The sequence below is a fragment of the Salinibacterium sp. VpJ6 genome (assembly GCF_059767345.1).
Genome location: NZ_JBSOQL010000001.1, coordinates 115663 through 129573, shown reverse-complemented (window position 1 = coordinate 129573; position 13911 = coordinate 115663). Strand labels below are relative to the sequence as shown.

Here is a 13911-nt window from a genome sequence, read left to right as displayed (position 1 = left end):
TCTTTCGAAATCTAGCCTAAGCCAGCACCCCAGACGGACTCTAACTGACGCGCCCTAGTCGGCCCGAAGCACCTCAAGTGCGGCCTGAAGGTCGGCCGGATACGGCGACTCGAACGTGACCTGTTCGCCCGTGGCAGGATGGGCAAATCCCAGCTTGTGAGCGTGCAACCACTGGCGCGTGAGCCCCAGTCGAGACGAGATAGTGGGATCGGCGCCGTACATGGTGTCTCCGACGCACGGATGCCGTTGTGCGGCCATGTGAACACGAATTTGGTGCGTTCGCCCTGTTTCGAGGTGCACTTCAACAAGCGCCGCCGAGGGAAATGCTTCGAGTGTCTCGTAGTGAGTAATCGAGTCTTTGCCGCCGGCAACGACTGCGAACTTCCAACTCGATCCCGGATGACGACCGATCGGTGCGTCGATAGTTCCGGCGAGCGGATCGGGATGTCCCTGCACGATGGAGTGGTAAATCTTGCTGACCTCGCGGTCGTGGAACGCACGCTTGAGCGCCGTGTAGGCGATTTCAGACTTCGCAACGACCATGAGTCCACTCGTGCCCGCGTCGAGGCGGTGAACGATTCCGGCGCGTTCAGCCGCACCCGAGGTGGAGATCCGGTAGCCGGCGCCCGCAAGAGCACCGAGAACAGTGACGCCGTCCCAACCGATGGAAGGATGCGCGGCAACACCCGCAGGCTTGTCGATCACGACAATGTGCTCATCGTCATAGATGATGCCCAGAGTGTCGAGCACGACTGGCACGATCTGCGGCTCGGTCTTTGATACCCACGACACCTCAAGCCATGCACCGGCAGCGAGCCGGTCGGACTTGCCCACCGTCGAACCGTCCATGGTGACGCCACCACCGGCAGCTACCTCAGCAGCGAAAGTACGGGAAAACCCCAACAACTTGGCGAGAGCGGCATCAACCCGTTGCCCCGCGAGGCCCTCGGGAACCGGCAAGCTTCGAGTTTCCACTGATGCTCCTTGATAGTTATGACGAACGGTGTGACGCCAGACTCCCCCGGCTTCGCCGACTGGGGTGCGAACACAGCAAAAGCCGCCAGCGGCGGTGGAGCCTAAGCTCGCACCGACCGACTGACGGCCACTGCAGAAAAACTAGCTACCGGAGAAACCCGAAAAGCTGGCCGGAGGCTGCTGTGCCGACTGAGGCGCAGCGAAGTCTTCGGGGGTGAGGTGACCAGAGGGCTGCGAGACCGGAGCCTGACCCTGCTGAGCGGACTCTTGAAGCGAAGGACCACCGGCGGTGACGAGGCTCGACGAGTCGAGCTCGTGCAGTTGGTCTTCGATGTAGCTCTTGAGCTTCTCGCGGTACTCGCGCTCGAAATTACGCAGCGATTCGATGCGAGCTTCGAGAGCTTCGCGCTCCTGCTTGAGAACTCCGAGCTGTTCGCGCTGCTTAGCCTCAACCTGAGCAGTGATCTCAGCCGCAGCCGACTTGCTCTCGGCGAGAATCTCGGCAGCAGATACCTGCCCCTCTGCCACGATTTCAGCGGCGGACGCCTGACCCTCAGCAATGAGAGCGTCACGCTTCTGCACACCCTCACGGACGTGCTCCTCGTGGAGACGACGCGCGAGCTGAAGAAGGTTGTTGGTGCTGCTCGCGTCGTCAAGAACTGACGACACAGGCTCGGGAGCGGCGACGGCCGGAGCCGGCGCACTCTCGATTGCAGCGGGAGCCGGAGCAGCAATTGCTGCCGGCGCAGGAGCCGCGGCAGCTGCGCTACCGGCGGACTGCTGAAGTTCAGTCGCCCGAGCTTCAGCCGCACTCAAGCGCTGACGAAGCTCGTCATTTTCTTGGTTAAGTCGGCGCAACTCAACAACGACCTCGTCGAGAAAATCGTCGACGTCATCTTGGTCGTATCCCTCACGGAATTTTGTTGATTCAAACCGCTTGTTGACCACGTCTTCTGGAGTCAAAGCCATTGCCGCCACCTCTAAAACTTTCTTTCAACGTATACACAACGTTCAACATTCGCGTCACGATCGTACTGACGGAACCTGATTAGTTGCCGCATGCTCTCTGACAAGAGTACATCGGCAGTCGCTAGTTCTAAAAGCCCCGCAATATGGAGGTAAGAATTATGCACACGAGCATGACGAGCATCCACGATAGATCGAGCGCTCCGTTGCCGATTCTCACCATTGGCACGATCTTGCGGACCGCCTTGATCGGAGGATCAGTAATCGTGAAGACAAGCTCGGAAAGCACAAGACCGACGCCGCTGGGGCGCCATCCTCGAGCAAAAACGACGACGAGGTCGAGGATGAATCGCGCCCACATCGTAAACATGAACAAAGTGATGGCGTAGTAAGCCACCAGGGCAATAACAGAAACGGGATTCACCCCTCTAGGTTAGCGGGCTGTGAAGGGCCCGCCGCGCAGCGGGCTACTGGCCGAAGAAGGAGGCGTCGACGTCGGACTCGACCTCGGCCTGCTCGCCGCTGACAGCAACGTGGGCGGGAGACAGCAGGAAGACCTTGCTCGTCACACGCTCAATCTTGCCGTAGAGACCGAGTGAGAGTCCGCTAGCGAAGTCGACCAAGCGACGCGCATCCGGCTCACTCATCTGCGACAGGTTAATGATGACGGGGATGCCTTCACGGAAGTTTTCCGCGATCAGCTGAGCGTCCTTGTACTGGCGCGGGTGCACCGTCAAAATCTCGTTCATCTCTGCCTCCGCAGTGCTGGGCACAGCACGACGCAACGGGGTAACCGGCGCGCGGTTAGAGCTCGCTGGAGCCGGTGCTGCTGCGACAGGGGCAACCGGCGCGGCTGGCGCAGTCGTTCCCTGCTCGTACTCGTAGTCCTCATCGGCGAGGCCGAGGTAGACCATTGTCTTGCGCAGTGGGTTGGCCATGATAATCCTCCGAATGGTGAAGCTTCTGCTTCGAGATTAACCATGGTCGGGTCGATTTCCCGTGATTGCCGTGCCAATGCGTAGGTGTGTCGCGCCTTCGCTGATCGCTTCGACGAAGTCGCCAGACATGCCCATCGAAAGGGCAGAGGCATCCGGATGCTGCAGCTGCACGCGCTCGGAGAGACCCCTCAACGCGGCGAACGCCGGCCGCGGGTCTTCGCCTAAGGGAGCGACGCCCATGATGCCGCACAGGCGGAGCCCTGGAGCCGCGGCGACACGATCGGCGAAGGCCTCAAGGTCAGCCGCGACAACGCCACCGCGACCATGGTCATCAGTGAGATTGACCTGCACGAACGCATCAATTGGCGTCTCGGCCTCATCGTTCGCCAGGGCGGTAATGAGCGAATCACGATCAATAGAATGAATCGATTGACAGTAGGCACGAACTTGCCGTGCCTTCTTGCTTTGGAGCTGGCCAACGAAATTCCATCGCAAGTCGAGATCAGCCAGTTCAGCTGCTTTCGCTTGCGCCTCCTGATGTCTGTTCTCGCCGACATCACAAACACCAAGCCCGTGCAGCTCGCGCACGAGACTCGCTGGGTGGAATTTGGTGATTACGATGCGAGTGATGGACGACAGATCGCGGGATGCCGCACGTGCGGCATCCGCGATCCTGTCGTCGACCTCTGCAAGTCGTTCGCCCAACGGAGTTAGGTCGACCATCGTGACTACTTCAGGAAGTCAGGAACGTCGAGATCATTGTCGTTCTCGTCGTCATCGTCAAAGCTGCGGTCGATCGGCGTTGCCGGAACGACACTCGGCTGCGACTTCCAGTCAGTGTCCCTCGTCGACGCGGAGTCATCCGCTGCAATGTGCTCGGCCGGGGGCTCGGGCACAACGTAGTTCGTACGACGACCTTCTACGGGCTTAGCCGAGGGCTCTCCCCCGTCGAAGCCGGCAGCGATCACCGTTACGCGCACCTCATCACCGAGAGTGTCGTCAATGACGGCACCGAAGATGATGTTGGCTTCACGATGGACGGCCTCTTGAACGAGACGCGCGGCATCGTTGATCTCAAAGATACCGAGGTTGGATCCGCCCTGAATGGAGAGCAGCACACCGTGCGCTCCATCGATGCTGGCTTCGAGCAACGGGGAGGCAACAGCCAACTCAGCCGCTTTTATGGCCCGGTCGGCCCCGCGTGATGAGCCAATGCCCATCAGCGCAGAACCAGCACCCTGCATAACCGACTTGACGTCGGCGAAGTCGAGGTTGATCAGACCCGGGGTCGTGATCAGGTCGGTGATGCCCTGAACGCCGGCGAGAAGCACCTGGTCAGCGGTCGAGAAAGCCTCGAGCATGCTGATGCCACGGTCGCTGATCTCGAGAAGGCGATCGTTGGGAACGACGATGAGGGTGTCGACCTCGTTCTTGAGAGTCTCGACACCGATTTCGGCCTGAGATGAACGGCGCTTGCCCTCGAAGCCGAAGGGCTTCGTAACGACACCGATCGTGAGTGCACCGATCGACTTAGCGATACGGGCGACTACGGGGGCGCCACCGGTACCGGTTCCACCACCCTCTCCGGCCGTGACGAAGACCATGTCAGCACCCGCAAGTGCTTCTTCGATCTCTTCGGCGTGATCTTCGGCGGCACGACGGCCGACCTCGGGGTCAGCGCCGGCTCCAAGTCCGCGGGTTAGTTCGCGACCGACGTCAAGCTTCACGTCGGCGTCGCTCATAAGCAGCGCCTGGGCGTCGGTATTGATCGCAATAAACTCGACGCCTCGCAGGCCGAGCTCGATCATTCGGTTGACGGCGTTCACGCCACCGCCACCGATGCCGACTACCTTGATGACTGCGAGGTAGTTCTGGTTTGATGTCACTTTCGGCCTCCACTGGAAACTATCAACCTCGACTTGAGGTTTAAAGTTATGCTCAGTATGTATTTCTTTTGTTGAGAGTATGCGGATAGCGCCCCACACGGATGCACCGTGAGCCGCGTGTCGGAAAGTGTTCAGCCAAATCGGGGCACAGCGCACCGCACCAAAGGCGCGGCGCTAGCTGGGACGGAAAATTCCGTTGCTGGGAGCCGATACATCGAACTCGCCGGCCTCGGCAGGATCCCGCTGAGAAATGAGAGCTTCGAGCAGCGCAGCCTTGCGCGCCGAGTCGCTTGCGCTTCCCCACACCACACGCTGGCCCACGCCGGAAAGCACGAACGACACGTCGTCCTTCGTTGTCGCTGACACACTCTCCACGCGAGCACGAAGATCAGCGGGCAGTGCGAGCAACACTTCAGTGACCGCCGCAAATGCGGGGCTAGCCGTATCCGCTCCCCCGATGTCGACGAGCGGAACACCTGCGATGCGCTCGGCCGATTCCTGGATCGTAATGCCGGCCGGGTCCACGAGAGTGAAGACTCCGTCGATTTTTACCGAACCGATCGGCTCACGTTCGACGATGTGAACCAGAAGGGTATCCGGGGGCACGATTTCGGTCACGTAGCTGCGGATCAAAGGGAATACCGAGAGCTCGGTATTGATGGCGTCAAAGTCGAGCAGCGCGAGCGGCGTTCCCTCTTGAGTCTCTACCGCTGCTTGGATCTCAGCAGGATCAATACGGTTCGTGCCGTCGACGATCACGGTGCGCAGAGCCAAAATGGGCGAGAAAACAGCGACCGCGATGAGCCCGAGGAGAACAGCGACAAGAGCTGCAATCGAGAGCAGCGTGTATTTGCGAGTGCGAGCTCGACGAGTGAATCGACGCAGCTCAGCCTTCTCTGCCCGTCGTCGATCGCGCGCGGCACGACGAAGCTGCCGCTTGGCGACCACATCAGGACTCGGTTCTGCGCGGCTGAGCCGAAAACGGCTGGGCTCCCGTGGAGTGCGCGGTGCTTTCCTCACGGCGGTCGGAGTGCTCGCCTCGCGCGCGGCACTCGGCGCTGGGGCGCGCGTGGCGGTGGGAGAACTGACCTTCGGCGCACGCGACGCCCGCAGTTTCTTCGAGGAAACCGCACTGTCGCCACCTGTTGCACCCGAATCGGCAGCACCGCGCTTACGACGTGGCTTTGCCGATGCGGGGTCGGGCTGTTGCGCAGCCTTATCGAATCCTTCAGGCCTCTTCACTCGGCACCTGATCTGCCCCGGGCGCGGCGTGCCCAGCCCCGCCGGAACGGCGATCGATTGCGGAGATGAGCTGCGGAATGATGCGATACACATCGCCACAGCTCAACGTCATCACGATGTCGCCCTCGCGAGCGACCTCGGCGACGCGCTGCGCGGCCAACTCCCAATCGGGAACAAAATCAACGCGCGTCGAGTCAACAAAGCGCGATGACACGAGCTCGCCGGTGACTCCCGGAATCGGGTCTTCGCGCGCTCCGAAAACATCGAGCACTACCGTGTGATCGGCAAGTCGCTCATACACTTCGGCAAACTCGGATGCCATATCGCGCGTGCGACTGAACAAGTGCGGCTGGTGAACGGCAATCAATCGCCCCTCGCCGACAACGCTGCGAGCCCCACTCAGCGCGGCTTCCACCTCGGTGGGGTGGTGGGCGTAGTCGTCGTACACACTGACGCCATCGACCACCGCGTGCAGCTCAAAGCGGCGCTGAGTACCCGCGAAAGTGGAAACCGCATCGATAGCAGCGCCCAGCTCGTGGCCAAGCCCGATCAGCACGGCAATGGCGCCCGTGGCGTTTATGGCGTTGTGGCGGCCAGGGACGGCGAGTTGAACTCGCTCTTCGCGACCGTCGACAACGATCGTGAAGGCCACCGGCCCTTGAGACGTAATCGAGTGAATGCGAACCGTGGCATCCGCCGCTTCACCGAACGTGACGACGTTGTCGTGTTCAAGGCGCTGAGTTACGCGCACCGCTCCAGCATCATCACTCGACACCACCACTGCTTCCGTCGCCTTGGCAGCGAACTCAACGAACGCGTCATCGAACGCTTCGTGCGAGCCATAGTGGTCAAGGTGATCGGCGTCCACATTCGTAATGAGGGCGATCGCTGTGGAGTACAGCAAGAACGAGCCATCGGACTCGTCGGCTTCGACAACAAAGATGTCATCGGTGCCTGAGCCCGAGCTCGTACCCAATCCCTGGATAATGCCGCCGTTGACGAAGCTCGGCGATGCACCAAGTTCACGGAGCGCGGTGATAATCATTCCCGTGGACGTTGTCTTGCCGTGTGCGCCCGCAACAGCAATCAGTCGATCGCTACCGACCAGCCACGCTAGGGCCTGGGAACGGTGCAGAACCGGGATGCCGCGCTCAACCGCAGCGACGTACTCAGGGTTATCGGGCCAGAGCGCACCCGTGTAGACGAGAGCCTCAGCATCACCGAGGTTTGCGGCGTTGTGCCCGATAGCAATTGTGGCGCCGGCGGCGCGCAGCGACTCGACGTTGGCGTTCGCTGCGCGGTCTGAGCCTGTCACCGTAATTCCGGCATCCAAGAACATGCGGGCGATTCCGCTCATTCCTGAGCCACCCACCCCGACGAAGTGCGCCGAGCGCAAGGGTCCGGGCAGCGGCATAGACAAATCGGGGAAGATCATGATGTCAATGGTAGATCGCGCGAGAGGGCCAGATCGACGAGCTCGAGCATCCGGTCGGTTCCGTCAAGAGAACCCACCGTGGATGCGCGGGCTGCCATGTCAGCGATGAGTGCCCGTTTACGCAGCATGGGCACGAGCTCGGAGCTCACCCACTGGGGAACAAACTGGCTGTCCGCGACAAGAATGGCGGCGCCCGCATCTACAGCGGTGCGAGCGTTGTACTTCTGCTCGCCGTTGCCGACCGGGTAAGGAACATAGATTGCCGGGATGCCCAGTCCAGTGAGCTCCGCCACCGTCGAGGTGCCTGCGCGTGCGATCGCCAGGTCCGCAGCCGCGAGAGCCAGTTCCATCCGGTCGCAATATTTGACGACCACATACCCGGGGAGTTGAGGGTCCTCCACGGCATCGCGGTACTCCCCCGTGATGTGGAGCACTTGCCAGCCGGCGCCGAGAATGCGGGTGATTGACGCCGCAATCGTGTCATTGATGCGCTTGGCGCCTGAGGATCCGCCCGTCACGAGCAGCGTCGGCTTCTGGGGGTCGAGCCCGAAGAACGGGTCAGCCTCGGTGCGGGCGGCGAAACGATCGAGTGTCTCGATTTCTGCGCGCAACGGCATTCCTACGACCACGCCGCCACGGATGGGCGTGCGGTCGAAAGCAGTACCAACGAACGGGGTGAAAAACGATCCCAGGCGGTTGGCAATGCCCGGACGGCTATTTGCCTCGTGGATAACGAGCGGAATCTTGGCCTTGCGCGCCCCCAGATAGGCGGGTGCAGCGACGTAGCCGCCGAAACCGATGACAACATCCACCTGACGTTCGGTGATGATCTCGACCACTTCGTCGATCGTTGCGCGAAGGCGAGCAGGAAACTTCAGCGCGGCACGGTTGGGCCGACGCGGGAATGGGAGCTTCGCAATCGTGAGCAGTTCGAAACCGCGCTCGGGCACCAAACGCGCCTCAAGCCCTTCTTCGGTGCCCAAGACCAACACTTCAGCTTCGGGCTCACGCACACGAATGCGTTCGGCGACAGCGAGCAAGGGATTGACGTGGCCGGCTGTGCCGCCACCCGCCAGTAAATACGTGGTCATCGACGTCCTCGAGCTCGATTTGCGGCCAACATGCGTGAACGATCCGCGGGCGACTGTACAGGAGCTTCCTGCACCGCGGCAGCCCCCTTGCCTGCAGCCTTTGGCTTGCCAGAGGTTGCGGCCGGGCGTGGCGTCGAAGCCCCCGGCTTGTTGCCAGCGCGGGCGAAAGAGAGCACAACGCCAATAGCGAGCAGCGTGGCGATGAGCGCCGAGCCACCTGTCGATATTAGTGGCAGCGGTACTCCCAGAACGGGGAGAACACCAAGCACTACAGCGATGTTGACGAAGGCTTGACCAACGACCCACACCATTACACCGGCTGTGGTGATGCGCACAAAGCTGTCGTTCGTCGAGCGGATAATGCGCACGAATGCGACAGCGAGCGTGACGAAGAGGAGGAGCACAACGACGGCGCCGATAAGTCCAAGTTCTTCACCGATGATGGCGAAAACATAGTCGCTGTCGGCGTGAGGCAGCCAACCTCGTTTGGCGACCGAGTTGCCAAGACCCCGGCCAAAGAGGCCGCCACCCGCAAGCGCCCAATAAGCATGCTCGATTTGCCAGCACGTGTCTTGGTAGTCGAGTTCAGTACAACCGTTAAGCCACACGCCGATTCGCGAGGTGCGAGACCCGCTTGTGGTTGCGAACATGATTGCGCCTAGCGCAACGACGACTACGCCCACAGCGAGGAAGCGCAGCTTCACCCCGGCAAAGAAAAGGCAGGAGAAAACGATGAGCAGCATGATGGATGCTGTTCCCAAGTCGTTTCCGATCAGCACGAACCCAATAGCGGCGCCGGCCACCGGGCCAACGGGCAGCAGCACCTGTTTCCAGTCGCCGAGCTGATCTTGCTTTGTGGAGAGCACCCATGCCACCCACACGATGACTGCGACCTTGACGAACTCCGATGGTTGCGCGCTGAACGACCCGATCTGAATCCAGTTTTGGTTTCCGCCGTAGCCCCAACCGATACCAGGAACGAACACGAGAAGTTGCAGTACTCCGCCGAGGATGAGCCCGGGAAGAGCCCAGCGCTTCCAGAATCGTACCGGGGCGCGCGAGGCGACGAGCATGAGCGGGATTCCGATGAGGGCGAATGCGGTCTGGCGCAAGAAGCTGCCGAAGAATCCTTGGTCGGCAGCGTACGACTCCACTGAGGACGACGAGAGCACCATGACGAGGCCAAAAATGACCAAGAACAACGTGGTGCCGAATAGCAAAAAGAAGTCACTCGACTGTGCCGAGAAGATCTTCTTGACGGGTACGCGAGCGGCGACCGGCTTGTCGGAGGGTTCAGTCGACGCCGCGGGTTTCGCGGCGGGAGCCTGTCGAGGCTGCGGCGCTGAGTTAGTCGACCGTGGGGGCCGTTGTGGTCGCTGAGGAGGCGCCATCGTCGTTTCCTCCTACTCGTTCGAGCACTGCTGCTGCGAACTTTTCTCCGCGATCCGAATAACCACTGAACTGATCCATGGATGCCGCTGCCGGCGCCAATAAGACGGTGTCGCCTTCTGAAGCGATCCCGTGCGCCATCTCTACGGCGCGCGGCATCACGTGATTAGTGTCAGTCGCGTCGACCTCGAAGACCGGAATCTGGGGCGCGTGTCGCTCGAATGCCGCCCGGATTGTCAGCCTGTCGTTACCAATCACGATCGCTGCTTTGAGTCGTGGCGCGTGCTTGGCCACGAGTGGCGCAACGTCCACGCCCTTCAGCAGCCCGCCCACAATCCACACCACAGGGTCTGCGGCGGACAAGGAAGCGCTGGCGGCGTGCGAGTTGGTCGCTTTGGAATCGTTGATCCACGTCACTCCCCCACTCACGAGCACGACCTGGTTACGGTGCGCATCAATCTCGAAGCTCGCAACTCCAGCGCGCAGCGCTTCGACGCTCACCCCGGCCGCGCGCACGAGCGCACTAGCAGCCAGAATGTTAGCGACCATGTGAGGCGCAGCGAGATGACGTTGCTGCAGTTCGTCGAGTGTGAAAAGCTCGAGCGCGGCGTTGTGACGGTCGTCTCCGAACGCACGGTCAGCCAGAATGTCGCTCACGATTCCGAAGTCGCTGGGCCCCGGAGTGTCGAGGCCAAAGCCGATTGCCCGGCATCCCTCGATGACATCGGCGTCTTCGACCATCGCCTGAGTCTCGACGACTGCTCGGTTATAGACCGCCGCGACCTTCGTGTTGGCATAAACCGTTGCTTTCGCTGCGGCGTACGCGTCCCGCGAGCCATGCCAGTCGAGGTGGTCGTCCGCAAAATTGAGGCACACGCTAGCGAGAGGCGAGATTGCACCGACGCCGTCGCGCGGCATCCCGTGCAATTGGAAGCTCGAGAGTTCAACCACGAGAAAGTCGAAGCCATCGGGATAGCGGATCGCATCGAGAACGGGAATGCCGATGTTGCCGACGGCGCCTGCGCGAAAACCTGCGGTTGTCAGGATGTGAGCGGTCAGCTGCGCCGTGGTGGTCTTGCCATTGGTTCCCGTGATCGCGATCCATTCGGCGGGAGTGCCCGTTTTGTCGCGCAAACGCCACGCGAGTTCGATCTCGGTCCACAGGGCAACATTATTCTCGCGGCACCACGCCAACAGAGCGTGGTCGAGAGGGTAGCCCGGAGAAACGATCACGACATCGGGGGTATGCGCTGCTAGCGCGGCGACTTGAGCCTCTGAACTACCGCCGAGCGCGAGCGTGGCACCAATGACCTGCGCCATTTCGATGCGGTTCTCGGATGCTGCATCCGCGATCACCAGTACGTCAGCTTTCAGCTCGGTGAGGGTGTCTGCCGCAGAGAAGCCTGTTGCGCCCAGCCCGAGTACGGCAACGCGGAGCTCGCTCCACGCTGCGTTCCAACTGGTGAACGAAGTGAGGTCACGCACAGCTACTGATTGATCCATTCGAGATAGAAGGTTCCGACACCGGCAGCGACGAAGAGCGCCGCAATAAGCCAGAAGCGCACCACAACGGTGACTTCGGCCCAGCCTTTGAGCTCGAAGTGATGATGCAGTGGACTCATCAGGAAGATACGTTTTCCACCGGTGATCTTGAAGTAAGCGCGTTGCAAAATTACTGAACCGGTAACGATGAGGAAGAGACCACCGATGAGCACGAGGAGAAGTTCGGTGCGGCTCATGATGGCGAGAGCAGCGAGTGCGCCACCGAGACCGAGCGAGCCGGTGTCTCCCATGAAGACCTGAGCTGGCGACGTGTTCCACCAGAGGAATCCGATGAGCGCTCCGGCAATAGCGGCAGCGATGATCGCGAGGTCTAGCGGGTCACGCACTTCGTAGCACTTGTAGAGCACTTCGCGGTCGATGCTGGGGTTGCTGCACGACTGGTTGTTCTGCCAGAACCCGATCACAATGTACGAGGAGATCGCGAAAATTGCCGACCCCGTCGCAAGACCGTCGAGCCCGTCAGCGACGTTGACACCGTTCGAGGTGCTCACGATGATGAGCGTCACCCAAATAGCGAACAGGATGGCGCCGGCAACAACGCCGAACGTCGCAAGGTCAAGCCACGGGATGTCGCGGATGCCCGAAATCATCGATGACGCTGGCGTCAAGCCACCCGGGTCCGGAAAGTTCAACGCAAGAGCGGCGAAACCTGCAGCCACGATGACCTGGCCGGCCACTTTAGACCAGCCGCCCAATCCAAGGCTGCGCTGCTTGCGGGTCTTCATGAAGTCATCGATGAAGCCGATGAGGCCGAGGCCCACCATGAGGTAGATCACCAAAAGGCCTGAAAGCGTCACCGGCTCGCTCGCGACCCAATGACCGACGAAGTAACCGATCGTCGCGCCCAAGATAAAGACGATTCCGCCCATCGTAGGCGTTCCACGTTTGGTGTGGTGACTCTCGGGGCCGTCGTCACGAATGAACTGACCCCACTTCAAACGGACGAAGAGCCTGATGAACATCGGCGTGAGCAGAAGGGTGAAGACGAGAGAGAATCCCGCCGCAATGAGCAGAGCGATCATACGGTCACCTCAGCAATCCGGTCACCGAGGTGCCGTAGGCCAGCAGAGTTCGACGATTTCACCAACACCACATCGCCCTCTCGCAGTTCTTCACGCAGCACAGCGTATGCCTCTTCGACACTATCGACGAGTACCGACTCTCCATCCCACGAACCTTCGAGACCTGCAGCGTTATGGATGTGACGGGCTGCGTGGCCCACCACGATCAGCTTCTGCACGTTCAATCGAACGATCAGGCGACCGATGCGGTCGTGCTCTTCATTGGCGTAGTCGCCCAGCTCAGCGATCTCCCCGAGTACGGCGACGGAACGATTGTTCGGCCCGACGACCTGAACAAGGGTCTTGAGCGCAGCCGCCATAGAGTCGGGGCTCGCGTTATAGGCGTCGTTGATGACGGTGATGCCACCGGGAGCTTCCAGAAGCTCCATGCGCCAGCGCTCAGCGCGGTCAATCGACTCCAACGCGGCTACCGAATCGGTTGGCGAAACGCCCAACGCTCGGGCCGCAGTGATCGCCGCTAGGGCGTTAGTGACGTGATGCTCGCCCAGGATGCGCAACTGTACCGGCACTACCGTGTCGTCGACGTGCAGGTCGAAGGCGGTGCCCTTCGCGGTCGCTTGGATGTCGTCGGCCCAGATCTCAGCGGAGGAGTCGAGCCCGAAGAACGCCACCTTCGCGTCCGTCTGCTGCGCCATAGCCTTAACGCGGCCGTCATCACTGTTCAATACGGCTGTCGCGATAGCAGGAAGGCTGGAGACCATCTCGGATTTGGCACGGGCCGTGGCCGCGGCATCCCCAAACTTGCCGATGTGGGCGAGGCCAACCATGAGAACAATGCCGACATCGGGCATTACGACCGATTGCAAACGAGCAATGTCGCCAATGCCGTCGGCACCCATTTCGACGACCAAATAACGCGTGGAGTCGGTGACGCCCAACATAGTGATGGGAGCACCCACATCGTTGTTGAACGAGCCCTGGGGTGCCACGGTTTCGCCGCTGCGCTCAAGAATCGTGCGCAACATGTTCTTTGTCGTCGTCTTACCGTTCGAACCGGTTACAGCGACTACCTGGAGGTCGCCCTTGTTGCGCACCGAAGCAACGACGAACCGTGCCAGAGCTTGAAGGGCGGCGACGCCGTTGCTCACGATGATCTGCGGCACGTCGAGTTCAAGAGGGCGCTCAGCGATGACGATAGCGGCACCGTTCTCGACAGCCTTAGCGGCAAAGAGGTGTCCGTCGGTCGTTTCGCCACGAAGCGCAAAGAAGATGGACCCCGGAGTGTTCAGACGCGAATCGGTCTGGACGCTGCTGGCTGGGAGTCGCCGCTGACCGTCGCTGCCGTCGCTCAGTTCTCCGCTGACGGCGGTGGCAATCTCGGCAAAACTCAGTTCGATCACGTGG

The 13911-nt window shown here is 61.0% G+C and carries 13 protein-coding genes; all 13 read right to left on the bottom strand.

Annotation, left to right across the window (positions count from 1 at the left end):
• Positions 1-54: 54 nt before the first annotated feature.
• The 13 genes from ACWTV1_RS00660 to ACWTV1_RS00600 all read right to left on the bottom strand — a co-directional run bounded on the left by ACWTV1_RS00660 (position 55) and on the right by ACWTV1_RS00600 (position 13907).
• Entirely contained in the window at positions 55-975 is a 921-nt protein-coding gene (locus ACWTV1_RS00660) for an RluA family pseudouridine synthase (protein ID WP_100389078.1), read from the bottom strand.
• A gap of 141 nt (positions 976-1116) precedes the next feature.
• Positions 1117-1944 (bottom strand): DivIVA domain-containing protein, encoded by an 828-nt coding sequence (locus ACWTV1_RS00655; RefSeq protein WP_498503725.1) that lies wholly within the window; start codon positions 1942-1944, stop codon positions 1117-1119.
• 127 nt (positions 1945-2071) lie between these two features.
• Entirely contained in the window at positions 2072-2365 is a 294-nt protein-coding gene (locus ACWTV1_RS00650; RefSeq protein ID WP_498503724.1) for a YggT family protein, read from the bottom strand.
• 43 nt (positions 2366-2408) lie between these two features.
• On the bottom strand, positions 2409-2879 hold the full coding sequence (locus tag ACWTV1_RS00645; protein WP_498503723.1) for a cell division protein SepF: 471 nt from the start codon (positions 2877-2879) through the stop codon (positions 2409-2411).
• Positions 2880-2915: 36 nt separating this feature from the next.
• Positions 2916-3602 carry a YggS family pyridoxal phosphate-dependent enzyme gene (locus tag ACWTV1_RS00640; RefSeq protein ID WP_498503722.1) on the bottom strand — a complete coding sequence of 229 codons (687 nt, stop codon included), beginning with the start codon at positions 3600-3602 and terminating at the stop codon, positions 2916-2918.
• Positions 3603-3607: 5 nt separating this feature from the next.
• Positions 3608-4765, bottom strand: a complete 1158-nt coding sequence (ftsZ, locus tag ACWTV1_RS00635; protein ID WP_498503721.1) for a cell division protein FtsZ — start codon at positions 4763-4765, stop codon at positions 3608-3610.
• Positions 4766-4939: 174 nt separating this feature from the next.
• A complete protein-coding gene (locus ACWTV1_RS00630; RefSeq protein WP_498503720.1) occupies positions 4940-6007 on the bottom strand; it encodes an FtsQ-type POTRA domain-containing protein in 1068 nt (355 codons plus the stop codon).
• The gene (gene murC, locus ACWTV1_RS00625) at positions 5994-7442 is read right to left on the bottom strand and encodes a UDP-N-acetylmuramate--L-alanine ligase (RefSeq protein ID WP_498503719.1); all 1449 of its coding nucleotides are present in this window, start codon (positions 7440-7442) and stop codon (positions 5994-5996) included. The genes ACWTV1_RS00630 and murC overlap by 14 nt, the downstream gene beginning before the upstream one ends.
• Positions 7439-8533: a UDP-N-acetylglucosamine--N-acetylmuramyl-(pentapeptide) pyrophosphoryl-undecaprenol N-acetylglucosamine transferase gene (locus tag ACWTV1_RS00620; RefSeq protein WP_100389086.1), complete on the bottom strand. Its 1095-nt coding sequence runs from the start codon at positions 8531-8533 to the stop codon at positions 7439-7441. Before ACWTV1_RS00620 ends, murC begins: the two co-directional genes overlap by 4 nt.
• Complete coding sequence (gene ftsW / locus ACWTV1_RS00615; RefSeq protein WP_498503718.1) at positions 8530-9924, bottom strand: putative lipid II flippase FtsW; 1395 nt, start codon at positions 9922-9924, stop codon at positions 8530-8532. The genes ACWTV1_RS00620 and ftsW overlap by 4 nt, the downstream gene beginning before the upstream one ends.
• Positions 9881-11425, bottom strand: coding sequence for a UDP-N-acetylmuramoyl-L-alanine--D-glutamate ligase (gene murD, locus ACWTV1_RS00610; RefSeq protein WP_498503717.1), 1545 nt, complete (start codon positions 11423-11425; stop codon positions 9881-9883). Before murD ends, ftsW begins: the two co-directional genes overlap by 44 nt.
• Positions 11410-12507, bottom strand: a complete 1098-nt coding sequence (gene mraY, locus ACWTV1_RS00605) for a phospho-N-acetylmuramoyl-pentapeptide-transferase (protein WP_100389089.1) — start codon at positions 12505-12507, stop codon at positions 11410-11412. The genes murD and mraY overlap by 16 nt, the downstream gene beginning before the upstream one ends.
• Entirely contained in the window at positions 12504-13907 is a 1404-nt protein-coding gene (locus tag ACWTV1_RS00600; RefSeq protein ID WP_498505010.1) for a UDP-N-acetylmuramoyl-tripeptide--D-alanyl-D-alanine ligase, read from the bottom strand. Before ACWTV1_RS00600 ends, mraY begins: the two co-directional genes overlap by 4 nt.
• Positions 13908-13911 lie beyond the last annotated feature (4 nt).

What these genes read in the sequence shown, in the direction of transcription:
- ACWTV1_RS00655 (WP_498503725.1), bottom strand. Translation starts at nt 1,944, where the DNA reads ATGGCTTTGACTCCAGAAGACGTGGTCAACAAGCGGTTTGAATCAACA.
- ACWTV1_RS00645 (WP_498503723.1), bottom strand. Translation starts at nt 2,879, where the DNA reads ATGGCCAACCCACTGCGCAAGACAATGGTCTACCTCGGCCTCGCCGAT.
- ACWTV1_RS00640 (WP_498503722.1), bottom strand. Translation starts at nt 3,602, where the DNA reads ATGGTCGACCTAACTCCGTTGGGCGAACGACTTGCAGAGGTCGACGAC.
- murC (WP_498503719.1), bottom strand. Translation starts at nt 7,442, where the DNA reads ATGATCTTCCCCGATTTGTCTATGCCGCTGCCCGGACCCTTGCGCTCG.
- ACWTV1_RS00620 (WP_100389086.1), bottom strand. Translation starts at nt 8,533, where the DNA reads ATGACCACGTATTTACTGGCGGGTGGCGGCACAGCCGGCCACGTCAAT.
- ftsW (WP_498503718.1), bottom strand. Translation starts at nt 9,924, where the DNA reads ATGGCGCCTCCTCAGCGACCACAACGGCCCCCACGGTCGACTAACTCA.
- murD (WP_498503717.1), bottom strand. Translation starts at nt 11,425, where the DNA reads ATGGATCAATCAGTAGCTGTGCGTGACCTCACTTCGTTCACCAGTTGG.
- mraY (WP_100389089.1), bottom strand. Translation starts at nt 12,507, where the DNA reads ATGATCGCTCTGCTCATTGCGGCGGGATTCTCTCTCGTCTTCACCCTT.